The organism is Halobacillus litoralis, assembly GCF_020524085.2.
In the GTDB taxonomy this organism is placed as follows: Bacteria; Bacillota; Bacilli; order Bacillales; family Halobacillaceae; genus Halobacillus; species Halobacillus litoralis_E.
This window is the reverse complement of the sequence record NZ_CP129016.1, coordinates 78,129-102,289: the sequence shown is the minus strand read 5'-3', so window position 1 is coordinate 102,289 and position 24,161 is coordinate 78,129. Positions and strand designations below refer to the sequence as shown.

The 24,161-nt window shown below is 42.1% G+C and carries 24 protein-coding genes; 13 read left to right on the top strand and 11 right to left on the bottom strand.

Features of this window, described 5'->3' with window-relative positions:
* Positions 1-173: 173 nt before the first annotated feature.
* A complete protein-coding gene (locus LC065_RS00610; protein WP_306163677.1) occupies positions 174-1,799 on the top strand; it encodes a BCCT family transporter in 1,626 nt (541 codons plus the stop codon).
* A gap of 68 nt (positions 1,800-1,867) precedes the next feature.
* Here LC065_RS00610 and LC065_RS00605 read toward each other — a convergent pair whose 3' ends face one another.
* A complete protein-coding gene (locus tag LC065_RS00605; protein ID WP_226587740.1) occupies positions 1,868-2,569 on the bottom strand; it encodes a DUF5694 domain-containing protein in 702 nt (233 codons plus the stop codon).
* A 21-nt stretch (positions 2,570-2,590) separates the two neighbouring features.
* A complete protein-coding gene (locus LC065_RS00600; protein ID WP_226591576.1) occupies positions 2,591-3,514 on the bottom strand; it encodes a TIGR03571 family LLM class oxidoreductase in 924 nt (307 codons plus the stop codon).
* 697 nt (positions 3,515-4,211) lie between these two features.
* On the opposite strand from LC065_RS00600, the gene LC065_RS00595 reads away from it, so the two are divergent.
* Positions 4,212-5,984 carry a M3 family oligoendopeptidase gene (locus tag LC065_RS00595; protein ID WP_226587738.1) on the top strand — a complete coding sequence of 591 codons (1,773 nt, stop codon included), beginning with the start codon at positions 4,212-4,214 and terminating at the stop codon, positions 5,982-5,984.
* Positions 5,985-6,006: 22 nt separating this feature from the next.
* Positions 6,007-6,306 (top strand): 4a-hydroxytetrahydrobiopterin dehydratase, encoded by a 300-nt coding sequence (locus LC065_RS00590; protein WP_226587736.1) that lies wholly within the window; start codon positions 6,007-6,009, stop codon positions 6,304-6,306.
* 32 nt (positions 6,307-6,338) lie between these two features.
* Here the strand turns inward: LC065_RS00590 and LC065_RS00585 are convergent, their stop codons facing one another.
* On the bottom strand, positions 6,339-7,169 hold the full coding sequence (locus tag LC065_RS00585) for an RluA family pseudouridine synthase (RefSeq protein ID WP_371933380.1): 831 nt from the start codon (positions 7,167-7,169) through the stop codon (positions 6,339-6,341).
* Positions 7,170-7,581: 412 nt separating this feature from the next.
* On the opposite strand from LC065_RS00585, the gene typA reads away from it, so the two are divergent.
* On the top strand, positions 7,582-9,423 hold the full coding sequence (gene typA, locus LC065_RS00580) for a translational GTPase TypA (protein WP_146815258.1): 1,842 nt from the start codon (positions 7,582-7,584) through the stop codon (positions 9,421-9,423).
* 49 nt (positions 9,424-9,472) lie between these two features.
* Here typA and LC065_RS00575 read toward each other — a convergent pair whose 3' ends face one another.
* The gene (locus tag LC065_RS00575; protein ID WP_226587732.1) at positions 9,473-10,222 is read right to left on the bottom strand and encodes a FixH family protein; all 750 of its coding nucleotides are present in this window, start codon (positions 10,220-10,222) and stop codon (positions 9,473-9,475) included.
* A gap of 158 nt (positions 10,223-10,380) precedes the next feature.
* Positions 10,381-11,067, bottom strand: a complete 687-nt coding sequence (gene bshB2, locus LC065_RS00570; RefSeq protein ID WP_226587730.1) for a bacillithiol biosynthesis deacetylase BshB2 — start codon at positions 11,065-11,067, stop codon at positions 10,381-10,383.
* A gap of 235 nt (positions 11,068-11,302) precedes the next feature.
* Between bshB2 and nadE the strand changes: the two genes are divergently transcribed.
* The 4 genes from nadE to msrA all read left to right on the top strand — a co-directional run bounded on the left by nadE (position 11,303) and on the right by msrA (position 15,683).
* Positions 11,303-12,052 carry an NAD(+) synthase gene (nadE, locus tag LC065_RS00565; RefSeq protein WP_226587728.1) on the top strand — a complete coding sequence of 250 codons (750 nt, stop codon included), beginning with the start codon at positions 11,303-11,305 and terminating at the stop codon, positions 12,050-12,052.
* Between the two features lie 9 nt (positions 12,053-12,061).
* Positions 12,062-12,619 (top strand): cysteine hydrolase family protein, encoded by a 558-nt coding sequence (locus tag LC065_RS00560; RefSeq protein WP_226587726.1) that lies wholly within the window; start codon positions 12,062-12,064, stop codon positions 12,617-12,619.
* A gap of 383 nt (positions 12,620-13,002) precedes the next feature.
* Entirely contained in the window at positions 13,003-14,910 is a 1,908-nt protein-coding gene (locus LC065_RS00555) for an endonuclease MutS2 (protein WP_226587725.1), read from the top strand.
* An 86-nt stretch (positions 14,911-14,996) separates the two neighbouring features.
* A complete protein-coding gene (gene msrA, locus LC065_RS00550) occupies positions 14,997-15,683 on the top strand; it encodes a peptide-methionine (S)-S-oxide reductase MsrA (protein ID WP_226587723.1) in 687 nt (228 codons plus the stop codon).
* 313 nt (positions 15,684-15,996) lie between these two features.
* On the opposite strand, the gene LC065_RS00545 is transcribed toward msrA, so the two are convergent.
* The 3 genes from LC065_RS00545 to LC065_RS00535 are packed head-to-tail and all read right to left on the bottom strand — an operon-like array spanning position 15,997 to position 17,257.
* A complete protein-coding gene (locus tag LC065_RS00545; RefSeq protein ID WP_226587722.1) occupies positions 15,997-16,311 on the bottom strand; it encodes a DMT family transporter in 315 nt (104 codons plus the stop codon).
* A 2-nt stretch (positions 16,312-16,313) separates the two neighbouring features.
* Complete coding sequence (locus LC065_RS00540) at positions 16,314-16,658, bottom strand: DMT family transporter (protein ID WP_226587720.1); 345 nt, start codon at positions 16,656-16,658, stop codon at positions 16,314-16,316.
* A 14-nt stretch (positions 16,659-16,672) separates the two neighbouring features.
* Positions 16,673-17,257, bottom strand: a complete 585-nt coding sequence (locus LC065_RS00535) for a TetR/AcrR family transcriptional regulator (RefSeq protein ID WP_226587718.1) — start codon at positions 17,255-17,257, stop codon at positions 16,673-16,675.
* 216 nt (positions 17,258-17,473) lie between these two features.
* Here LC065_RS00535 and LC065_RS00530 point away from each other — a divergent pair, with 216 nt between their 5' ends.
* The 4 genes from LC065_RS00530 (at position 17,474) to LC065_RS00515 (ending at position 21,464) form a co-directional block, all read left to right on the top strand.
* Positions 17,474-17,677: a hypothetical protein gene (locus LC065_RS00530; protein ID WP_089653914.1), complete on the top strand. Its 204-nt coding sequence runs from the start codon at positions 17,474-17,476 to the stop codon at positions 17,675-17,677.
* A 500-nt stretch (positions 17,678-18,177) separates the two neighbouring features.
* Entirely contained in the window at positions 18,178-18,393 is a 216-nt protein-coding gene (locus LC065_RS00525; protein ID WP_306163676.1) for a PAS domain-containing protein, read from the top strand.
* Positions 18,368-18,919, top strand: a complete 552-nt coding sequence (locus LC065_RS00520) for an STAS domain-containing protein (protein WP_306163675.1) — start codon at positions 18,368-18,370, stop codon at positions 18,917-18,919. The genes LC065_RS00525 and LC065_RS00520 overlap by 26 nt, the downstream gene beginning before the upstream one ends.
* A gap of 391 nt (positions 18,920-19,310) precedes the next feature.
* Positions 19,311-21,464 (top strand): ATP-dependent helicase, encoded by a 2,154-nt coding sequence (locus tag LC065_RS00515; RefSeq protein WP_226587714.1) that lies wholly within the window; start codon positions 19,311-19,313, stop codon positions 21,462-21,464.
* Positions 21,465-21,539: 75 nt separating this feature from the next.
* On the opposite strand, the gene LC065_RS00510 is transcribed toward LC065_RS00515, so the two are convergent.
* Positions 21,540-22,007, bottom strand: coding sequence for a hypothetical protein (locus LC065_RS00510; RefSeq protein ID WP_226587712.1), 468 nt, complete (start codon positions 22,005-22,007; stop codon positions 21,540-21,542).
* A gap of 290 nt (positions 22,008-22,297) precedes the next feature.
* On the opposite strand from LC065_RS00510, the gene LC065_RS00505 reads away from it, so the two are divergent.
* Positions 22,298-22,696, top strand: a complete 399-nt coding sequence (locus LC065_RS00505; protein ID WP_226587710.1) for a GNAT family N-acetyltransferase — start codon at positions 22,298-22,300, stop codon at positions 22,694-22,696.
* Positions 22,697-22,723: 27 nt separating this feature from the next.
* Here the strand turns inward: LC065_RS00505 and LC065_RS00500 are convergent, their stop codons facing one another.
* Together LC065_RS00500 and LC065_RS00495 are read right to left on the bottom strand one after the other, a co-directional pair.
* Complete coding sequence (locus tag LC065_RS00500) at positions 22,724-23,221, bottom strand: DUF6241 domain-containing protein (protein ID WP_226587708.1); 498 nt, start codon at positions 23,219-23,221, stop codon at positions 22,724-22,726.
* 100 nt (positions 23,222-23,321) lie between these two features.
* Entirely contained in the window at positions 23,322-24,092 is a 771-nt protein-coding gene (locus LC065_RS00495) for an SDR family NAD(P)-dependent oxidoreductase (RefSeq protein ID WP_226587706.1), read from the bottom strand.
* Between the last annotated feature and the right edge of the window lie 69 nt (positions 24,093-24,161).

Genomic DNA, 24,161 nt, shown 5'->3' with positions numbered 1-24,161 from the left:
TGGCGTTACTTTTCTCCTGGATAGGGTATAAAACATACATACGCATTTGCCTTCTGTCTTTACACTTGTTAGAATGAAGCTCGTGTTTTTCTCCGTACATACCCCCAAAGTTGAATGATTTACCTCATGCAGAACAAACTAATGAAGGAAGAAGTAGAAAGGATGTATGTCATTTGAAAACAAAATTAATTGATTGGCCAACGTTTATCGGCGCTCTTGTGTTGTTACTCGGTGTTACGTTACCACTGATCCTCTTCCCAGAAGCCGGTAAAGAGGTTGTATCACAAGCAAATACGTTCATGACGGAAAATTTTGGTGTCCTTTATATGATTATGGGCTTTGTTATTTTCGCTTTTCTTGTTTATGTTGCTTTTAGTAAAAATGGATCGATTAAACTAGGGGACGAAGGAGAAAAGCCTGAGTTCAACACATTCTCTTGGGCGGCGATGCTATTTGCTGCCGGAATCGGTTCTAGTATCCTATACTGGGCAGTGATTGAATGGGCCTATTATTATCAGGGACCTCCTTTTGGCATAGAGCCTGGATCTAAAGAGGCCATTCAATGGGCGTCCGCTTATGGAATGTTCCACTGGGGACCGATTGCATGGGCTATTTACACACTGCCAGCTCTCCCGATCGCTTATTTCTACTATGTTAGAAAAAAACCTGTCCTTAAAGTCAGTGAAGCTGTACGGCCTGTTTTGGGTGATTCTGTCGATGGTCCTCTAGGAAACATCATTGATGTTTTATTCATGTTTGGACTTTTAGGGGGAGCAGGAACGACGCTTGCCCTCGGTACACCGATGATTGCTCAAGGAGTTAACAGCTTGACTGGTATTCCAGCAAACTTAGGCCTTAAAACAGTAATTATGGTACTGTGTACATTAATTTTCGCTATAAGCTCATATTCTGGGCTTAAACGTGGAATCAAAGTACTCAGTGATGTGAACTTGTGGCTGTCTATTTTCTTGCTTGCATTTATTTTTATTTTCGGACCGACGCGATTCATCAGTGAGACAACATTTAACGCGTTGGGTATGCTGGCGGACAATTTCTTCAGGATGGCGACTTGGATGGAGCCGTTCGGAAATTTAGGTCAGTTTGAAAAAACGAGCTTCCCTGAGTATTGGACCATTTTCTACTGGGCTTGGTGGCTTGTGTACGCTCCGTTTGTTGGGTTGTTTGTTGCACGTATTTCCAGAGGACGTACGATTCGTCAGATGGTACTTGGAACTATGGTGTACGGAACGCTTGGTTGTATCCTTTTCTTCGGAATCATGGGGAACTTCGGTTTGTACATGCAGTTGACAGGACAGTTCGATGCCATCGCATTTATGGATGCGAATGGTGCGCCTGCGACCATTATTGAAATCATCAACCAACTACCGTTAGCGAAATTTATGGTATTAATCTTTACTGTTCTAGCGATCATTTTCCTTGCAACGACTTTCGATTCATCATCTTACATTCTTGCTTCAGTCGTACAGAAAAATGTTGAAGGGGAACCTTTACGTTGGAACCGTCTCTTCTGGGCGTTCGCGTTGTGCTTGATGCCGCTTGCGCTTATGTTCCTCGGTGGACTGGATACATTGCAGACAGCAAGTATCGTCGGTGGATTCCCACTGATTGTAATTATGTTCTTACTTGCGTGGTCATTCATGAAAGCATCCAATACAGATATACGTGAGTCTGATGATTATGAACCGAGTACGATTCATATTAGACGTTGGAAAAACCGTAAGAAGAAGAAAAAACGTTCGGCTCTTGAGGCCCCGGAAGATAAACCAGACCAAGATTAATACAAAAAGAGGTTTTCCCAAATTTGGGAAAACCTCTTTTTATATGGAATTTGACTTACCGATAAACATTATTGAGGGAGATAAGGTTTTGCCGAGAGAACCATAAAGTCACTGCTATCGGTTAAGAATTGTTGCAGCAGGTGCAGGTGGTCCCCGCCGATGAGAACGAGGATGCGGTCACCCTTCTCCGCGAGTCTTGAGATATTTGCAGCTATTGCAAGATCACGGTGATGCCACTGCTTCAGCCATTGAACACCTACTTGATGTTGCCTGTCCCCGACTCGTGCCAACTTCATATAGATCCTTTGAAGTTCTTTGCTATAGTCTGGATCATTGACGTAATGGAGGATGTTTTTGATCGTTTCATTGTTTTCCATCGACTTCAGTCTATTTTGAACGTCCATGATTTCTGTGAACAAGGAAGGTTGATGTTCTTTGGCCCATTCAAAGACCTGGTTGAGTGACGGTCTGGACATATCCACCATCTCGTCTACCGGATAAACGGATGGCATGTCCATTTCATTGGCAAGACGGAAAGCAAATTGTTCCACTTCATCGTAAGTGGGCGTAAGGGTGTTATTTTTAAAGGCTGAATATTTACGCTCCATTTCTTCCTCTATTAAGAAAGGTTTTTCAACAGTGATTTTTGTCGGCTTGAATTTTTTCAGTGAATGAACGATTTCGCGAATTTCCTCTTGTTGTTCATTGACCATTTCAGGGTTCATAGACATGTGAAAAGTTCCTACGAGCAAAACTTCCGGTTTGGTCAAATCAATCTCTCCTTCCTTTTGTTATCCCTTTATTTTGAATGGAGGGAGGACTTCTTCCCCAAGTTCCTGCACCACTTCCTTTACTGGTCTTTTGTTTTTGGAAAGACCGAACATTAAATGATTAACGCCGATGGAACGATACTGCTCAATAAGATCCATCAGCCCCTTTCTCCCCACTTTATATCCAGCAGGTATTTTTTCAATAGGAGCATCTGGGTTTTCTTCGAGCTGCAAAGGAAGTGGCATAAAGAAAGGACGAAATGCGGATTCGCCATGGAAATGCTTTACTTTCTCTCTGTACTGAGAAATGGTTTCTTTCTGCTGAGCTGGCCGTTGTGGATAAAACATCCACCCGTCTCCATGTTCAGCAACCCAATCCAGTGTCTGTTGGCAATAGCCTGTCAAAAAGGTTGGGATGCGTTTTTCTGGCTTTGGTACGATGTTTGACCGATTCATCGTTCCAAAAGAAGATCGAACCTCAGGAAATTCATTGTAGATGGCTTGATTGAAAAAATGGAACGCTTCCCTGAACCACTCACTCCGCTCCATAATGGGAATATTTAACCCTTCAAAGTCCTTTCTTCGGTCTCCGGATGAAATCCCAAACATCAGCCGCTCAGGGAAAAGTTTTTCAATACTCGCTACTTCTTTTGCCGTTCTTAAAGGATGGCGGAGCGGCATGACAAGGGCAGCTGTACCTAGATTGATTCTCTTCGTATGGGCCGCCAGGTAGGTTAAATAAATCAAACTGTCAAAAATCTGCCCTGTCGCTGGGTCTTCAAAAGTAGGGTCTTCTAATAGAACGTCCTGAAACCAAAGAGAATGAAAGTTTAATTCTTCAGCTAGTTGTGCCATTTGTATTTGGTTTTTCATCACTGGAGGGGACTGGTCATAGTTTTCGATGGGGATGGTCAAGCCGAATGTAATTTGGTCTGGCTGCAGCATCCGATGATACCCGCGATGGTCTTGAAACAAAAGGAATCCTCCTTCATTTTAATCAACTATTTTCTATTATAATGAGAATCACCCCAGAAAACTAACCATAAAGGTTGCACATTAAGCAGAAGCATAGTTATTCAACTATATGTCAGGATTGTGTAAGACTCAGTTTCGAGACACTCATAAGGTAAAGAGGCTCACCGCCCGCCCCATGGAAAGCGAATCTTTTACTGGAGCCCCTTGAACCGCATAATCGTCTCGAAACTGAGTCTTCAAGGATATGGAGATTATATGAAAAAAGTGTAAATGAAAAAAAGCTCCCATAGGAATGGGAGCTTTTTGTGTCATTATAATATATAGATGGTTAGATAGAGAAGGGTAGTGAGAATAGCCGATCCTCCCGCAACACTTGCGATTTCAGTGGCATCGTATTGAATTCTTTTTTTCATATTTGATATCCCCTTTCGAATGACTGGTATTAAAATCGGAGCGGACTAGCTTAAAACATTCTACTTAGTAATACGATTGAATAGTCAGAAAGGTTTCATTTGTATTACAATAACATATCAAAAACATTTCAACCAAATATGACAAAATGCGAGGAAAGTAGAAAAGGACGATCTAAGAGTTCGTTAGAAGATTCTGATATAATGAAAGAGATTTTCTTGATGGAAGAATCTACATAAAGAGAGGGGAAGTCATAATGGCAAACTATGAGATGACTTGGGATTTAGATTCCATTTTTCATGGAGGTAGTGATTCCAATGAATTGAAAGAGTATGTGAGGAAGACCGAACGCCTGATGGATGATCTGGAAGCATCTATTCGTACGTTTACACCTCCAAAAAATACAGACCAAACAGAGGAACTCAACCAAATTGTAGAGATTATGCAAGTGGTGTCAAAGCAATTGAGTGAATTTGGCGCTTTTGTAAGTTGTCTAAGTGCACAAAATGTTCATGATAGAAAAGCGAGTATGTGGCAATCGAAAAGAAGTGAACTGGGTGCACGTTTAGGGAATGCCTTAACTGAAATGGACCAGGTATTTGTTCAGGTCGATGATGATGTATGGAAATCCTTATTGAATCAAGCCCCTTTTCAAGCCATATCATTTGTTTTGAATGAGAGACGTTCTCTTGCTAAGGACAAATTAGAAGTAGGAAAGGAATCTCTCATCAATGATTTGGGGGTTGATGGATACCATGCGTGGGGGCAAATGTACGATGCCCTTGTGGCAAAGTTATCCATTGAGATGAATGGGGAAAAGTTATCTGTAGGTCAAGCATCTAATCAATTGGATGACCCCGACCGTTCGGTGAGAAAAGAAGCCTTTGATAAGCTTCAGAAAACATGGGGAGAGGCTTCCGATCTGTTTACAGAAACGCTGAATCATTTGTCAGGTTTCAGGCTCCAGACCTATAAACACCGCCGTTGGGGAAATGTCCTGAAAGAGCCGCTCGATTACAATCGGATGAGCCAAAGGACGTTAGATGCCATGTGGGAGACGATTACGGAATATAAAAAGCATTACGTTCCCTATATGAAAAAGAAAGCTGAAAAATTAGGGATTGAAAGGTTAAGCTTTTATGATGTAGAAGCACCGCTCGGAGAGGCCAATCAGAAAATGAGTTTTCAAGAAGGGGCAGCGTTCATTATCCAGCAGTTTAGGAAATTCAGCCCCAAAATGGCGGATTTTGCTGAAATGGCTTTTGAAAAAAGATGGATTGAAGCAGAGGACCGCCCTGGAAAACAACCGGGTGGATTTTGTACGAGCTTCCCTGACAGCGGGGAAACGAGAATTTTCATGACTTATTCAGGTAGTCCGTCCAGTGTCGCGACCCTTGCTCATGAACTTGGCCATGCATATCATCAGCACGTAATGGATGAATTGCCTGAGTTAAATCAAGGGTATGCGATGAACGTTGCTGAAACGGCATCGACATTCGCAGAGATGATTGTTGCGGATGCGGCCGTTAAAGAAGCAGCTACGGAAGCTGAAAAACTTGTGCTTTTGGAAGATAAAGTTCAGCGTAGCGTCGCCTTTTTTATGAATATCCATGCAAGGTTCTTGTTTGAAACGCGTTTTTATGACGAACGCAAGCAAGGGGTCGTTTCAACGGAGAGGCTGAACGAGTTGATGACAGAGGCTCAACAAGAAGCTTACGTTCAAACGTTAGACGAGTACGATCCGACATTCTGGGCTTCCAAGTTACATTTCCATATCACGGATGTACCTTTTTATAACTTCCCTTACACTTTTGGTTATCTGTTCAGCATGGGAATTTACGCGAAAGCCATTGAAGTAGGACCAGCATTTGAGGAGCGTTATATTGCTCTGCTACAGGATACAGGGAGGATGACCGTGGAGGATCTTGCGAAGAAACATTTGGATGTGGACCTAGAAAAGCAGGATTTCTGGGTGCATGCATTAGATTTATGCCTTTCTGACCTTGAGTCATTCATGGATTTGGTTTAATTAAAAGAAGGAGGAATGAATGATGGAGGAAAAGTTAATCCCACAAGAAGAAAAGGAAGAACGAATTTCCCAGTTAGACGGTTGGAAGCTGACAGATGAAAAATTCATTGTTAAGCGGTACCGGTTCAGTGAATTCCTGACAGGCGTCCAGTTCGTTAATCATATCGCTGAGTATTCAGAGGATATCCAACACCATCCATTCATCAGCATCGACTATAAAATGGTTACCTTGAAACTGACTTCTTGGAATGCGAAGGGGCTTACAGAACTTGACCTTTCCTGTGCTGTAAAATATGACGAACTTTATGATTCAATCAAATGATAAGAAGCCGCTCCTTACGGGAGCGGCTTCTTTTATGTTGAGGATGATGGGTCTAAAGATTTCACTTGTTCATTTGTAAATAATGGTGAATTACTGGCGGGCATGGCCAGACACAGGATTTCCTTTTCTGTGAAGGGGTGAATCAATGTAAGCCTTGCAGCATGGAGAGCCTGTTTGTAATCGATGCTTCCTTTTCCACCGTACATTTCGTCCCCGAGGAGCGGGTGTCCGATATGACTGAGGTGTACACGAATTTGATGGGTCCTGCCGGTTTGCAACTGTAATTTCACAAGAGAGGCATCATGGGAGGCATCGTAAGATAGAACTTCGTAATGCGTTTCTGCATGCTGGCCACCTTGTGAAACTCGTCTTCTCACAGGATGATGACGGTCTTTTCCGATCGGTTTTTCAATCTTTCCACGACGTGGTTTCAGCTTCCCATGAGCCCAGGCCAAATACGTCCTTTTGATTTTCCGCTCCTGCAGCTCTTTTCCCAACATGGCAATAGCGAGATCATGCTTGGCAAAAAGGATGGCCCCTGAAGTATCACGGTCGAGACGATGTACGTATTTCGGGGTGGCCTCAATGCCATTCATTTGAAAATAAAAAGCGACTCCATTGACCAGGGTGTCATGCTCGTGCGGGGTATTCGGATGCGTAAACACGCCGGCCGGCTTATTGACGACCAGGATATGATCATCCTCGTAAATGACGTCAATATCCATATAAGTCGGCGTCACTTCAAGTGGTTGCGGACGGAAAAGCCGAACACGTAAAATATCGCCACTTTTGACTGTCGCTGTCTTCCAATGAGGATTCTCATTGTTTAAAGTCACTTCTTTGTTGGAACGAAAACTATGCATCAATTTTCGTGGTACATTCCATTTTTTTCTTCAGAATTTTTTCGATTGTCAACCCATCCCATTGATCAGGGATGATGACCTCAAGCCAATCCCCCATACGTTTCGTTTTCATTTCTACACCTAATTTCCTAAATTACTGAATACCCGGTGCGTTAATCGTACATATTGGTACCAGGTACGAACTGCCCTATATTGTACTCTTTCCTGTACCGTTTACGCAATCCTCTCTATGTTGTGTACCTGGTACACCTGGGAATGAATGATGGGTGAGTGTGTAATCCAGGAGTGAAACAGAAAAAGGTGATCTGTGGCTCCTGATGTTAACGATATGTAAAGCTGGTATCTATGGTAATAGAACTATGTTATAATAGAAGGGTTGAATAATTTGTGATACGAAAGAGGTGTGTGCTTCATGCAACACAGAGATGATATTCGTAATATAGCGATCATCGCGCACGTTGACCACGGAAAAACAACATTGGTCGACCAAATGCTTCACTATTCCGGAACTTTCCGTGATAACGAGCATGTCGATGAGCGCGCTATGGACTCTAATGATTTGGAAAAAGAACGCGGCATCACGATTTTAGCCAAAAATACCGCCATCAATTATAATGATGCGCGTATAAATATTTTAGATACCCCTGGTCACGCTGACTTCGGTGGAGAAGTAGAACGTATCCTTAAAATGGTTGACGGTGTACTTCTTGTTGTCGATGCTTACGAAGGCTGTATGCCCCAAACACGTTTTGTTTTGAAAAAAGCATTGGAACAAAAATTGACACCTGTTGTCGTATTGAATAAAATCGACCGCCCGAATGCTCGCCCGGATGAGGTTGTCGATGAAGTTCTGGATCTTTTCATCGAACTTGGTGCTGATGATGAGCAGTTGGAATTCCCTGTCGTCTATGCTTCTGCACTTAACGGAACTTCTGGAGATGAACCAGAGGACCAGCAGGAAACCATGGATCCAATTTTCAAGTTGATCATGAACAACATTCCAGCTCCTGTAGATACAAAAGAAGAACCATTACAATTCCAAGTCACGTTGCTTGATTATAATGACTATCTTGGACGTATCGGAGTTGGACGTGTCTTCAATGGCTCGATCAAAGTAGGTCAGCAGGTATCCTTGATGAAGAAGGATGGATCAGTGAAGAACTTCCGTGTTTCCAAATTGTTCGGTTTCATCGGTTTGAAACGTGTTGAAATTGAAGAAGCAAAAGCTGGAGATATTATCGCCCTGGCTGGCTTGGAAGATATTAACGTCGGAGAAACGGTCTGTCTGCCTGAACATCAGAATGCGATGGAAATCCCTCGTATAGATGAACCGACACTACAAATGACTTTCCTTGTCAACAACAGTCCGTTTGCTGGTCGTGAAGGAAAGTATGTCACGTCTCGTCAAATTGAAGAACGTTTGATGACTCAACTTGAAACAGATGTCAGCCTACGTGTTGATCCTACTGATTCTCCGGATGCCTTTACGGTTTCAGGACGTGGTGAACTACACCTTTCTATCCTAGTAGAAAATATGCGTCGTGAAGGGTATGAGCTTCAACTTTCCAAGCCGAAGGTAATCCTGAAAGAAATCGATGGACAAACGTGTGAACCGGTAGAACGTGTTCAAATTGATACACCTGCAGAATACCAAGGTGCGGTCATGGAATCCATTGGTTACCGTAAAGGTGAAATGCAGGACATGGTCAACGATGGAAATGGTCAAGTACGTCTCGAGTTCCTAGTGCCATCTCGTGGTCTGATTGGCTATTCTACAGAGTTCATGACGCAAACTCGCGGATATGGAATTCTTAACCATACCTTTGATGGCTATGCTCCACTTGTAAAAGGTCAAGTCGGCGGCCGTCGAGAAGGTGTTCTGGTTTCTCTTGATAAAGGGAAAGCATCCACTTATGGAATTATGAACCTCGAAGATCGTGGAACTATTTTCGTTGAACCTGGTACGGAAGTGTACGAAGGAATGATCGTAGGTGAGCACAACCGTGAAAACGATCTTACCGTCAACATTACGAAAGAGAAGCACTTGACCAACATCCGTTCAGCGAACAAAGATACGACAAATACAATTAAGAAAACTCGCCAAATGACGCTTGAAGAAGCCATCGAGTATCTTGATGATGATGAATATTGCGAGGTAACACCTGAAAATGTTCGTCTTCGTAAGAAATACTTGAACAAGAATGAACGTGAGAAAATGGCGAAGAAGAAAAAACTTCAAAACACAGAAGTATAATGACTCAATAGTAAAGCCCGGAGCATATCGGTATGCTCCGGGCTTTTTTTTATTGATGAACTTCGATGTTTTCTTTTTGGTGTCCGTGAATTTCCTCTGCTGGTTTCTCATAATGAACGTTGATGGTGTACGAACCAGATTCAGGGAATGTATAATTCGCTGTGTACTCCCCAGGCTCCTTTTCTTCAGCATCGATATACATGTGCTTCTCCAGTTGATCCGAACTGATTTCGTAGCGCACAAGTGCTTCAGAAAATGGTTCTTCCATGTGGTTGATATGTGTAGTCAGTGTGGATGCTTCTCCAGCTTTAAAGGTTTGTTCTGTCATCAAGTGAACCATGAACTTTCCGCTACTATCACCATGCTCGTGTCCACTAGCCTCTGCTTGCTGCCCAACGGCGACCTCGTTTTGAGGCATCGTATGAAGGTCATCGACCTGGGTATGCGCAATCACCTGATACGTACCTTCTTTTGCAAAGCTATAGGTGATGGTATAAATGCCGCCTTCTTTATGCTTTGCTTTAATCGTTTCAGATGAATCCTGTCCATCTTCACTTTGCCAAATTTCAAATTTCACATATTCTGCATCCGGCACAGGTTCTCCACCTTGGGTGACAGATGCTTGAATAGTCGTTTTTTTGTTTACAGGCAGGGGTTCATGCTCAAATTCCACTTGTACTTCAGGAACTTCAGCAGCCTCGTTACTTTCCTCCGCTGATGAGGAATCCTGCTCGTTATTGTTTGCAGAACAAGCACTCACCACAAGTAATAAAATAATGAATAAGAATACTTTTTTCATTAGGCATCTCCTTTATCTGTGTATTGGAGTCGTAGATAGCCAACACCTACAATCAGGATATCATCTAAAGCTTTGACATTCTTGAATGATTTTAGACTATCTTGTGACAATCCTTGACGATTTCACAAAAAAAGAGGGGAGCTTTTTAAAGCTGCCCTCTACTCGACATTGTCGTTATTCCAATCATACGTGTAAAAACGTTCGTCTGTCACCCATTTCAACGCTTCGGGGTCATTGACCTTGATGCCTTCTTCGAGCATTTCGAGCATTCGTGCGGTTTGTGAAATATGGGCGCGCATCGCTGATAATTTTTCTTTTTGAACAGATCGGATGTCATTGATGATATCGGGCTGCCCCAGCTTCTCTTCGGTATCATTCGCAAAAGCCACCGCGTGAAACTTTGGTCGATCTTTTTCATCTATTTCTCTCAAAGCCCGCACGACTGCGCGTGCAGTAGCTTCATGATCGGGATGGACGGCAAATCCAGGATAGAAACTGATCACCAAAGATGGTTGGAGTTCATCAATCAATTGGCGGACCATATCCTTCATTTCACGATCATCTTCAAATTCAAGCGTCTTATCTCTCAAACCCATCATGCGAAGGTCTTCAATGCCCATGGCTTCCGCCGCTTTCATCAATTCTTTTCTTCTGATTTCAGGCAGGGACTCTCTCGTTGCAAAGGTTGGCTTACCAAGATTGCGCCCCATTTCTCCGAGCGTAAGGCATGCATAGGTAAGAGGGGTTCTTTGTTTTATATAAGATGTAATTGTCCCGGAAACTCCAAAAGCTTCGTCATCGGGATGCGGGAAAATAACAAGTACTTGTTTTTCTTGTTCGATCATTTTCTTTCACTCCTTCAAGAGGATCACTATCCTACATTATTGCTTAAATCAGAAAAAATGAAAAGTCATTTGTTTATAACAACAAAAGTCTTGAAAACCGAGTCTTCCACAATCCTGCCATATACTTTAATAATTCCTTTTTAGAGTAATTATCCTATACGTGAGCTGTAGGTTTATGTTCTCCCTTTTAAAGGAAAGCAATCTTTAGATTGTAAAATGAAGGGAGTTTCTAATCATGGAAGAGAGAATTGAGTATTTGACTAATTGGCTGCGGACGAAGACAGAAGAAGCAGGGGCTGACGGGCTTTTAGTCGGGATCAGCGGTGGGATTGATTCTGCTGTAGTATCATATTTGATCAAGCGTGCCTTTCCCGGAAATTCTTTAGGGGTAATTCTGCCGATTAATCAAGGCGTGGAAGACCAAAGCGATGCTCTGGCTGTCGTGGAAGGGGCGGACCTTGATTATGTGGGGATTGAATTGACGGATGCCTATCAAACGACTTACGACACCGTAAAAACACAGTTGAATGAAAAAGGCGACTGGAATGATGATAAATCACAGCTTGGTGGTGCGAATCTTCAGGCAAGACTCCGAATGAGTACGCTTTATGCTGTAGGGAACAACTACAATTACCTTGTTGTGGGTACAGATAATGCAGCAGAAGATTATACCGGCTATTTTACGAAATACGGAGATGGTGGCGTGGATCTTGTTCCTCTGATCAACCTCCGAAAAGAAGAAGTGAAGGAAATGGCTAAAGCACTAGGTGTGCCAGATTCCATCATTCATAAAAAACCGAGTGCTGAGCTGTGGGAAGGACAGACAGATGAAGAAGAACTCGGAATGTCTTATGATACAATCGATGCTTTTCTAAGAGGGGAGAAAATTGATCCTGAAGATGAAAAGGATTTGAAGGAGCGTCACATGAAGACCGAACATAAGCGGCAGATTCCGGCTGGACCCGACCGGTTCGAAGGAGCGTGAGTACGTTATATGAAGCAGAATACCGCACTCATCATCATTGATATGATTAATAAAATGGACTTCGATGGTGGAGAAAACCTACTTGAAAACAGTCTTCCTGTCGCCGAGCGTTTAAAAGAATTCAAAAGAGAGGTCAAACAGCAAGGTGTCCCGGTAATTTATGTGAATGACAACTTTGGGCTTTGGCAGGACAATGCATCTGAGTTGTTGGAAGAATGTAAAAAGGGGACTGGAGAACCTGTAGTTGAACAAATGGAGCCTGATGAGGATGATTATTTTATTATTAAACCGAAGCATTCGGGCTTTTTTGGTACACAGTTAAGTATCCTCTTGGACCATTTAGAGGTGAAAAACCTGATTTTGACCGGAGTAGCAGGTGATATCTGCGTTATTTTTACAGCGAACGATGCTTATATGAGGGAATACAATCTATGGGTGCCGGAAGACGGCACAGCTTCTGAGTATAAAGAAGATAATGAAAATGCCTTGAGAATCATAAAACGGTCGTTGGCTGCTCGGACAGATTCTTTGGATAGCTCTTTCCTTGCTAACATTTTCAGTAGTTGACAGTATGGAGTACCTGTCATATATTATAAGGGAACACAGGTGATGGTTTCACGAATGTAACTTTTAACCCGTGAAGGAGAAATGATTTATGAGTGTGGTTGTTCTTAACTAATCCATGAACTGGATATGTCCTGAAAAAAAGTGTGCGAGAGCATGCTTGGTTTGTTATACCCTTTTTCAGGAACAGTTAAGAACAAGCATAAGCATAGCCGGATAAAACGATCCTAAAAGCTATGACTGGCTTATTCAGTCATAGCTTTTTTTCGTACATTCGTGGAGCTACATTCTATATGTGTCCTACGGAGTCCGCAGCGAGCTATCTTCAGCTTGTTGCGGACTTTTTTTATTTACATGATCACCTGTGAAATTAAGGAGGAAGAACATTGAATCAACAAACATTTGAAAGTTTAGGTTTGAACAATATCTTGACAAGAGTCAGTGAATTCGCTCATACCGATCGTGGCAAAGAAACGATTCTACATTTGCAACCATCCCATGATCAAAAGAGATTGGAAAGGATGCATGAGGAAGTAAAAGAGGCAAGAGCCATTATTGATAGTCACAGTCATGTACCCATTCACACCCTGGGTGACATCCAGGTCATGATTGATCAAGGGAACAAAGGTCTCTATATCCGTCCGCAGCAATTTGGTTCCCTTGTCTCTTTTCTAGAGCATTGTACAAAATTGAAACGTTTTATGAAAGATAAGCACTTCCTAGCCCCGACCATCTCTCTTTATGTTGATTCCATCGCGGATCTATCCCAATTGGAAGAGGAGATTTACGGAAAAATACGCCATGGACAAATCGATGAATCAGCATCGAAAGAGTTAGGGAAGCTGAGAAGAAAAATGGACAAAACTCTAAGCGATATGAAAACGAGGATGGAAAGTTCAGCTAAAAAATATAGCTCTTTACTTCAAGAGAATAGGCCGGTGGATAAAGGAGGTCGATTGACTCTTCCTGTCAAAAGAGAGAACCGGTCCAAAGTGAAAGGTGTCATCCTTGATCAATCTTCTTCTGGTGCGACGTTATTTATAGAACCTAAAGAAGTGACGGCCCTTCAAGAGGAATTCGGACTTTTGAAAATGCAGGAAGAGCAGGAGATGGAACGGATTCTCTATGCGTTGACGGCCTCTGTTCTAGAAAAGGAATATGAATTGAATATCGCTATGGAAACGATGCACCAGTATGATGTTCTTTTTGCAAAAGCGAAATACAGTAAATTGATTGATGGGAATCCCCCTGTCTTTTCACAAGGGGAAATTGAGGTCAAAGAAGGTCGTCATCCTCTATTAGGGGAAAAAGCCGTTCCGCTGAATCTCCATATGGGTGGAGAGGATCAAGCCCTGCTTATTACTGGTCCAAATACAGGAGGGAAGACGGTAACGTTAAAAACGGTCGGATTGTTTTGTTTAATGGCGCAATGTGGACTGCCGATTTCCGCACAACCCGGGAGTAAGTTACCTCTTTTTCAGCATGTATTTGTGGATATTGGTGACGGTCAAAGCATTGAAGAGAATTTAAGCACTTTCAGTTCAAGGCTGACCAACTTGATTCATGTTTTGCAGCAAGCCAATGATCATTCCTTGCTACTACTGGATGAAATCGGTTCTGGTACAGACCCGGGTGAAGGGATGGGATTAGCCACTGCGATTCTGGATCAACTTGCTCAGAAGGGCTCGACGATTTTAGCGACCACTCACTATAGTGAAATGAAAACCTATGCCTTGGAGAAAGAAGGGTTCATTAATGGAGCGATGGCTTTCGACTTGGAAACCCTCAAGCCTACGTACCAGTTGCAAATAGGGACAACCGGGAAAAGTCAGGCGTTTGATATCGCTTATAAATTAGGGCTGCATCCGGAAATTCTCAATCATGCTTATACCATCACATATAAGAAGGAAGGGAACTTTACGAAAGAGGATGAGCTCTTGAAGAATCCATCCTATGCCAAGCAAGTGGCGATCAATAGGTACAGGCAAAAACGAAAAGCTCAAAAGAAAGAGGAGGCAGGTTTTCAAATGGGGGATAATGTATGGATTCCTGCAGAAGAAGAAATGGGCATTGTTTATAAAGGTCCGAATGCTTTAGGGAATTATGTTGTCCAAGTTAAAGGGGAAAAGAAAGAATACAATCACAAGCGCTTGAAACTTCATATCTCAGCTGATGAACTATATCCTGATGATTATGATTTTGATATTATATTCAAATCCAAAGAATATAGGAAGGTTAAAAAAGTTATGGATCGGAAACATGTCGATGGATTAACTTTGGAAGACGAAGAATAAATGTACACATTGGGAGAATGCTAGCATTTCAATTGGCATAGATAAACGTGTTATTCTGAAGTAAACAGCCAAGAGGGGTGAAGCATGTGAAGAAGCGGACGAAATGGATCATGATTATAGTCGTACTTTCAATAGTTGCTGTTCTTGCCATCCCGGAAGCTTATGCTTATTTAACAAAGCGAAATTATGATAGTGAAGCTGTGACAGCAAATGAAATACCTGAAGGATATGAGGTGGCTACTCTGGCGGGAGGATGCTTTTGGTGTATGGAGCCACCATTTGAGAAATTGAAGGGCGTCCATAGTGTCATATCCGGTTATACGGGAGGAAAAACAAAAAATCCTTCTTACGATGAAGTATCTTCCGGAGGAACGGGCCATATTGAGTCCGTTCAAGTCTATTATGATCCAAACGTCATTTCCTATGAGCAGATTCTCGATGTCTTCTGGAGACAAATCAATCCCACCGATGACGAAGGTCAGTTTGTGGATCGAGGGTACCAATATACGACCGCCATTTTCTATCATACCCCCGAACAGCGGGAAACTGCTGAACGTTCCAAACAAAGACTCCAAAGCTCCAGTCGCTTTAAGAATGAATTAGTCACTCCGATTCGAAAAGCGGAAGAGTTTTACAAAGCAGAGGAATACCATCAAGATTATTACAAGAAAAATAAAGTGAGGTACGATTTTTACCGTGGCAATTCAGGTCGCGATCAATATTTAGAAGAAAAATGGGGCGAGGACTTAGAAGTGGATCTTCCTAAGAAGTAACCTTTTTGACTGAACGCCGTCTTTTATACTAAAACAAAACCCCTTCGCGGAAGCGAAGGGGTTTAAATCAATGAAATTCAATAACTCTCTGTTTCTTTAGGAATGGAAGGATTCGCATCCGTATCCATACTTGTATAGCCTACATAACTAAAACCGATGACAATGATCATTAGAATGGCCAGCAAAATTCTTCTCATTAAGTTTCCTCCATCACTACAATACGACAGAAAAAAGCAGACTTTGTCGAATATTGTAGATTGTTGCTTATTCTATTGTAAGTGTTCGTAAATAAGATTACAAGCGTATCATTCGTCTAAGAAACCATTTTTAAACCGATGACTCCGGCAACGATACAAGTAATGAACAACAGACGTTTCCGGTTCGCTTTTTCTTTGAAGAAAAAGATTCCAAGCAATACAGTACCTGCTGACCCGATTCCTGTCCATATCCCATAGGCTGTTCCGATTGGAAGGTCTCTCAAAGATAGTGAAAGAAAATAGAAGCTTGCTGCACCTGCAAGTATAGCCATGAATGCCGGTTTCCTTTTTTGGAACCCATCTGACAATTTCAAGAAGAACATGGCTGTCATTTCTCCCACTCCTGCCATCATTAGTAATACCCACGCCATGCTTATCCCTCCTGCTGTACTTGTTCTGAGTTTGACTCAGACATTTTTAAGCCAATAATCCCTGTAATTAAAAGTACAATAAAAAAGACTTTCCCAGCTCCGCCTCCGTCGCCAAGAAAGATCATTCCGATTAAAGCTGTGCCTGCTGCACCAATCCCTGTAAATATCGCATAACCTGTTCCAATATCAATAACTTTTAATGCTTTTGTGAAAAAAGTGAAGCTGATAATGATACATATGACGGTAACGGTTGAAAAGAGGGGGTCCGTGAATCCCTCTGACAATTTCAACCCAACAGCCCAACCGATTTCAAAAAAAGCACCGAAAAATAAATAAATCCATGCCATCGTTTCATACCTCCCTAATGTTCCGGGTTTTTAATGCCAAGCCAGAAAATTTGCCAACTTGCTTCTTGTCTTTCTTCAAAAACATCCCGGTCATAAAAGTTTTCTTCCAGAAACAAACCGTCAATCAACGTATAAAAAGCAGAAGTTAGCGTATTTGTAGAAAGAGGGCGGATGATTCCTTTCTTTATCCCATGCTCAAATACCGGACGGATAATCTCTGTCATACAGTCTTCCACCATCAAGAAAACTTTCTTAATTTCATCTGCGAATTCTTCGGGTGGAAAAAAGGTTACACGCTTGAAAAACATGCCTTCTGTTGAATGAGCCATATGTTCCAGATAAACACGGTAGATCTCATGAAGATGATCTGCCACGGAGTCTTGGTGAATGGATCCTGCTTGATTCATCAAGTGACTTTTTTCTCTTTCCCCAACGTCATAAAGAACGTGAAGAAAGATATCTTCTTTATTATCGAAATGGTTATAAAGAGAAGGTTTTTTTATTCCAACCGCTTTAGCAATATTGGCAAGAGTCGTATTTTCGTATCCATAATTGGCAAAGAGCTTAAGACTCTCATCAATAATCGTTTCTTTTGTCATTCAGCTCTCTCTCCTTTCGGCTAACTAACGTTTGTTAGTCTAATTTTATCACGGCAGGTGAATGTTGTCCAGACCTCTATTTTCGACATGTTTAGTCACGAATAATGTAGGGAATGCTTTGTAATAAGAGGACTTATACCATAATAGGAAATGGGAAGAACGAAGGCACATAATATGGCAAGGTGCCTGATACTAAAACAGAAGGGGATTGAATCGGTGAATCAATATAAACTGGATCGATACGAAGGGGCTTATGCGATTTTGGTCGAAGAATCCGAATTTAAGAATGAACTTTCTGTACTCAGAGAGCGGCTTAGCTTTGTAAAACCAGGAGATTATGTTGAAATAGAATTCGATTCCATTGGGAACCTAAAACATGTAGCCATTTTATCTAAATGTGACAAAATGGAAAAAGCTTAAGAAGAAGTGCGTCAGCGGTTCAGTTCTTGAACCGCTGACGCACTTCTTTTTTATTCGCTAAAAACTCCCGCTTGTGGAAGACGCATTTTCGGGGGGCGTTTGCTTAGTTTATGTGTCAGAGTGGCTTTCTCCCACGGGAGTCATGCAGTTTTGGTAGTGTCTTCCACTATCGACTATTAGAATTCTGAAAGCATGCTGCATCAAACTTTCAGAATTCTAACATCTGGACATGGGGTTTACTCTTACAGTTCCATTAAGCTGAATGGCTGCTATTTGAACAGCGGTTTTGAGACACTAATAAGGCAAAGGGGCGAACTGTTTCCCGCAGCCCCATCCACTAAAAAGACAACTCGAAACTAAAGAATCCTGCCATTAAGTTGAAGATATGGAAGGGTATTGTTATTTATTCATAATATTTTGACAACAATGTCGAATTACCTTGCATTTCTATTGTATATCATCATAATAAAAGTAAGAGATTTGTACTGGGGGGGATACTCATGCTATTACGTAATGCGATGGACCTTTTGGATGAGGGTGTACTGATCAGTGACGAAGAATACACTATCACATACGTCAACCCTGCCTATGTAAGGATGTTCCAATTAGAGGAAGAGCGCATTGTTGGAGAAAAACTCAATCATTTGTATCCGGACTTAGCACCAGAAAAAAGAGTCTTATCCAAGTCCATTGAAGAAAAAAGACATAGATTTTGAAGGGATGGAGTTTCAATGGCAAGGTGTGGACATGGTGCTGCATATTTACACTAAACGCTTTATCCATGAAGGAGAGAACTTTATTCTCATCCGTATTTTCAATAGGACGGAACAATCAAAAAGAGAGAAAGAGTTAATCCATATGATTGGAGAAATGACGGCTAATATTGTAACCATAGCGAAAGGTTATGCCCTTTTACCATTACAGCCAATCTTAAGAGAGGAACAACGCCATATCTTATTGGAAAGAGTACCTGTTTTATGTCAGGAACAGAATGTGAGTCGACTGGCGATTCAGTTCTCGGGTATTACTTCGATTGATGAAGAATGGGCAGTCCTTTTGAAAAATCTTATGATGAGTCTTAGGATGTTGGGCATTGAAGTTGTTCTAGCCGGCATGCGGCCCCAGGTAGTGATGCAATTTACAGAGAATCATATCCAATTGGATGGAGTACGGACATTTATGAACGTGCAGCAAGCAACCAAGTATTTTCTGGAGACAGGGTTAAAGCCGAGGTTCGAATAGTATTAAAAATAGTATCATCTACCATTAGGCCGACAGGCTTTCATTCATTAATCATTAGCATAGGGGAGATGAAGTAGGAATTCTAAAAGAGTCTTCTCGAATCAAGCGCGTGTTCAGTCTGCATTTATAATTAAGGGAGCAGCCTGATTTCCATACACCTAGACATCCTCCCCACTTGTTGCTGCTCCTTGAGGAATTTGAATTTAGAGAAGATGATCTTTCCTTACTCCTTCATAACTTCTGCATAAAACCATGACGTTTTCATTACTACCTCTATATCCATCTTCTCTTAATTTGTTTCAGTAAGTCCTTCCATTTCAACAGAAGAACACAGACTCCCTGCTGTTTAATGTGCTATAATACAAACAAATGTTCTTGAAAGGTGATCGATATGGAAGAACTACTGGACGGACTTAACCCATCACAACAAGAAGCGGTTGTATCTACAGAAGGATATGTCCGCGTCATCGCAGGTGCTGGATCTGGAAAGACACGGGCCCTCACTCATCGGTATGCCTTTATCGTGAATGAGCTTGGGATCGACCCTGCTAATATGCTATCTGTAACTTTTACAAATAAAGCGGCCCATGAAATGAGACGACGGGTGAAAAAATTAATTGGGGGAGAGCAGGACACCGGTTTTATAACCACGTATCACGGATTCTGTGTCCGTGTCCTGCGTGAAGATATCCACCGGCTTTTTTACCCGAAGAATTTTGTCATCCTGGACGTGGAAGATCAGAAAATTTTACTAAGAGAAATCTTTGAAGATATGGGGTTAAAACTGAATGATAAAACATTCAAAAGAATACTCGATAAGATTGGAATTCTGAAAGGAAACACACATTATGTACAACAAATGATTCTACGTGGAGCCATGCCATCCGTAGAGAACTCTGGTGACCTGGACAGTCAGATTATTCAACAATATCTGAAGAAGCAAAAGCGTGTGTACGGACTGGATTTTGATGATTTGCTTAATTTTGTCTTTACTCTTTTCGAGCAGAATCAAGAAGTGCTCGAAAAGTGGCAGGATCGACTTTTCTACATACAGGTCGATGAATTTCAGGATAGCAGCTTAAAACAATTCGAACTTGTGAAAATGCTTGCTGAGAAACAGGGGAATCTATTCGTCGTCGGTGATCCCGATCAAACGATTTATGAATGGCGGGGAGCTGACCCTAAGTACATGGTTGACTTTGAAAAGTACTTTCCTGATGCTCAGACCATCTTTTTAAAGGAAAATTACCGTTCCACGCCAGAAATTCTCTCTTTGGGAAATGCCTTGATCCGCAATAATTATTTCAGGGTGGATAAGGACATGCTTCCTGTCAATCCTTCAGGAGTGAAAGTGGTTCATTATCATGGGAAAGACGAGATACAGGAAGCGAAATGGATTGTGAATAGGATTAAACAACTCGTGGAAAAAAAGAAAGCGGATTTGAGTGAGATCGCTATTTTGTATCGAGCGAATTACTTATCTCGTTTTGTAGAACAGGAACTTATCGCTGAAAATATCGAATATACGATTTTCGGTGGATTTAAATTCTTTGACCGCCTGGAAATTAAGGATGCCCTCGCCCACTTAAGGATGATCGCTTTTCAGGATGATTTGTCTTTCAGCCGAATCATTAATGTACCGAAGCGCCAAATTGGGAAGAAGCGGATGAGTTTCCTCAGGGAAAAAGCGGAAGAGGAGGGGCGACCTCTCTATGAAACCCTGAAAAAGTATGCGGGCCATGATCGGCTGAGGCGAACAGGTGCTCAATCTTTTATTGACGCGATCGAATATTTAAAGGAAATCAGAGGCAAAAGAAAAGTTTCGGAGCTGCTTCAAGAAGCTATGCAAGTGACGGGGTACGAAGCTTATCGGAGGGAGGACGGGGATCAAGAAAGGTTGGATAATATGACTGAGCTCCTTCATTCGATTGTCCAGTATGAGCAGACGCTTGGGGAAGATATCGATTTGGAGGAATACTTGCAAATGGTTTCTCTCTATACAGATAACGAAAGGGCAGACCAGATCGATTCCATTAAACTCATGACGATTCATACTGCCAAAGGACTGGAGTATCCTTATGTATTCGTTATTGGCATGTCGGAAAGTGTTCTCCCTAATGTCCGGGCCATCAGGCAGCGGAAAGACAGGGGACTGGAAGAGGAGCGCAGGCTTGCCTATGTAGCCGTGACGAGAGCGGAAAAGGAGCTCTATTTGACCGAATCTGAAGGTTTTCAAAATGGAGGGCAAAAGAAATACCCGTCCCGTTTTATATTTGAAGTCGAAGATCGTTTCTTTGACCGTATCGGAGAGTTGGATGAATCTCTCATGGAAGAAGCGAAAGAATATATTCGTGCCTCCCATCGTCTTGAGAGAGAGCCTTCTGGTGATTTCTTTGAAACAGGAACACGGGTCAAGCATCCCGTTTTCGGTGAAGGCTCCATCGAAGAAGTCGATGAGAAGAAGAATAATTACATGGTCTTTTTTGACCGGCTTAAAGCTCCTAGGCCGATCAGTCGGAACTTTAAAAAACTAGAAAAATTATAAAGAAATCAGAAGACCCGTCACGTTTAAACGTGACGGGTCTTCTTTAGGAGTCCCATCATAGAGGGACAAAGAATTTTATATAGCGTTCGCAATATTCATTGCTTTTTCTGCCCGTTCCTCTTCAGGACCATAGTATTCCAGCTGATAGATGACATCGAGATCTCCATCATACCATTCCACAAATATATGATCCTCCTTTTCCTGGACACCAGCTACAGCGCCAGAGTTCAAAGGGACCTGCAGTTCTGATTCTTGGAGAATGTTTTCGGGCTCATACAAGGTGTTTACCATGACTTTCTCTGAACCATCCGATTGGTAGAGGACCTCGACTTTCTTGTCTTCCACCTTTGACTCAACCTGGGTGACTTCGAATGGCATATCTTCAGGAAGACCAAGCTTTTCCTTTTTTTCATCCGATAGATCCTCTACCTGCTGAGCAAACGTCTCAGGATAAGCTGTTTTCAAGTCCTCAAGTGATAAATTTTGCGAAGAACAGGCGGCGAGAAAAATCAAAGTCGCGAACAGTAGCATTTTTTTCCACATGTTTTCCACTCCTTGAACAGTAAAAAAACTTCCGTTCACATTTTATCATACTTTCCTCTGTCCGATTCTTGAAAATTCTGATCTGTTTCCAGTCGATCGCTTGTTCTAGATCAGGATACATCGACACGGGTGTATAATAATTTTAAGATTATATAAAAATAGTAGGATTTTCTTATATAACTTGAAACGTTTAAGGGAATCAAACGTAATAGAGAGTAGATAAATAAAATCAACAGACTGGGTGACGGCTCAAAGGGGAAAATCTTAATCACAGCGAAAGGTAGGATGACATGGAAGCAATTCAAATTCGTACGTTTCTTGAAAAAGATTTTGACGCTGTCCAGCAATTAAATGAAAAAGAAGGATGGAGCGGCCTTGTTGAACGTAGTGAGGAGACCTTATGCTCCTGGCTGAATTCAGAACCAGCCTTGGTTGCGGTTGTAGATCATGAACTCGTCGGCTTTCTCCGAGGACTGACAGATGGATCCATCACTTTGTATGTGTGCGATCTTCTTGTGAAAGAAAGTTTTAGAAATCAGGGGATTGCGGAGAAATTGATCCAAACCGCTCACGAATGCTATCCAAGTACACGTGTGGAAATGTTGGCTTCAACAAAATCTGAGGGTTACTATGCAAATCAGGGATATCGATCCTTTTATGGATTCAGGAAATCAGCTGAAGAGATGTAAAAAAACAACTGACCCGATGACATCGGGTCAGTTGTTTTCTTTTATATATTCAGCTTCTTCCTCAGGACTGAGGAGGCGCTTGGCTCTCCCAATTGTACCACGCTGCATTTCCCAAATCGTATTATGGTCAGCTACAGCATTTGAAAAATCCTCATCGGCCCATTTCATTAAAATTTGTTTATAGACATGCTTATGATTCAAATCATTCGTTTCCAAATGTTCGAGCAGCCAAGAGATGCGAAGGGGGTGGATTTCGAAAAACGTCCATTTTTCATCTGCTTTCACTTTCTGATGTGCCATGCCATGAATGTATTCCTGGTATTCCTTGTCTGTCAATTCCGGTCCTGAAATCTCTCCTCCAAAAGGGTTTTTCCCATCTCTCTCATAGGCTCTCAGTTCTTCCGCATTCACTGTTCCTGTGACACCATGAGCGATGGATGCCCCCTGGGTTTGTACATACAAATAGGCTCCTGTGACGGCACCGATACATAGACAGAACGAAAACCATAGGATTAATCTCTTCATGTGCAGCCCCCTTATAAGTGTCTACCAGTAATTTCTATTATATAGGAAGGGGAAGGGGAGAAAAAGAGAATGGATACAAATAAACTTGTATGACCTCTCCTTAGCTATCGACATAATGAGCTAATTTTGCTGCAAATGAGCGTGGGATGAACTTGGATGCAAAGGCCAATCCTTGGTTCATCACACCGGGAACAACCACGCGTTTGCCTTTCACAAAGCCGAGGAACCCGGATTTGGCTACCGATTCAGGGGACATCGTACTGTTCACAAGTTTCGTATGCTCTGCTTTTGCTGTTTTGAAAAAGTTGGTATCTGTTGCGCCCGGGCATAAGGTGGTAACCGTCACACTTGTATCTTTCAGTTCCTCTACAAGAGCTTCTGAAAGGGAAAGGACGTAGGCTTTAGAAGCATAATATACGGCCATTTTTGGACCAGGCTGGAAGGCAGCCGTGCTCGCTACATTCAACACTCCTTTAGGAATGGAGCGGAAGCGGGCCGCTTTGATTTCCGGCAAGAACAGGTGGGTCAGTTCAGTAAGTGCATTGATGTTCACCTGCAACATTTTTTGTTGGTCCAGTAGAGGAAGGTCTTCAAAAAGTCCATTCAAACCAAAACCAGCATTATTTACAAGAACCGTAACATTTAAGCCAAGTTCTTTTACCTTGCTATACACAATTTCAGCTGCTTCCGGTTCTGATAAATCCTGGGGAATAATAGTGATTGGGTGACCATCAAGTTCCTCTTTCAACTGATGAAGCTTGTCTTCGGATCGTGCAACGACAATCAAGTTATATCCTGATTTTGCGAATAGACGGGCGAGCTCGTATCCAATACCACCCGAGGCTCCTGTAATCAATGCAGTTGGCTTCATGAAAATCTCTCCTTTAACAACTTCGAATGCGTTTGATGATAATAGTCTATACCCAATTACCAATAAGAA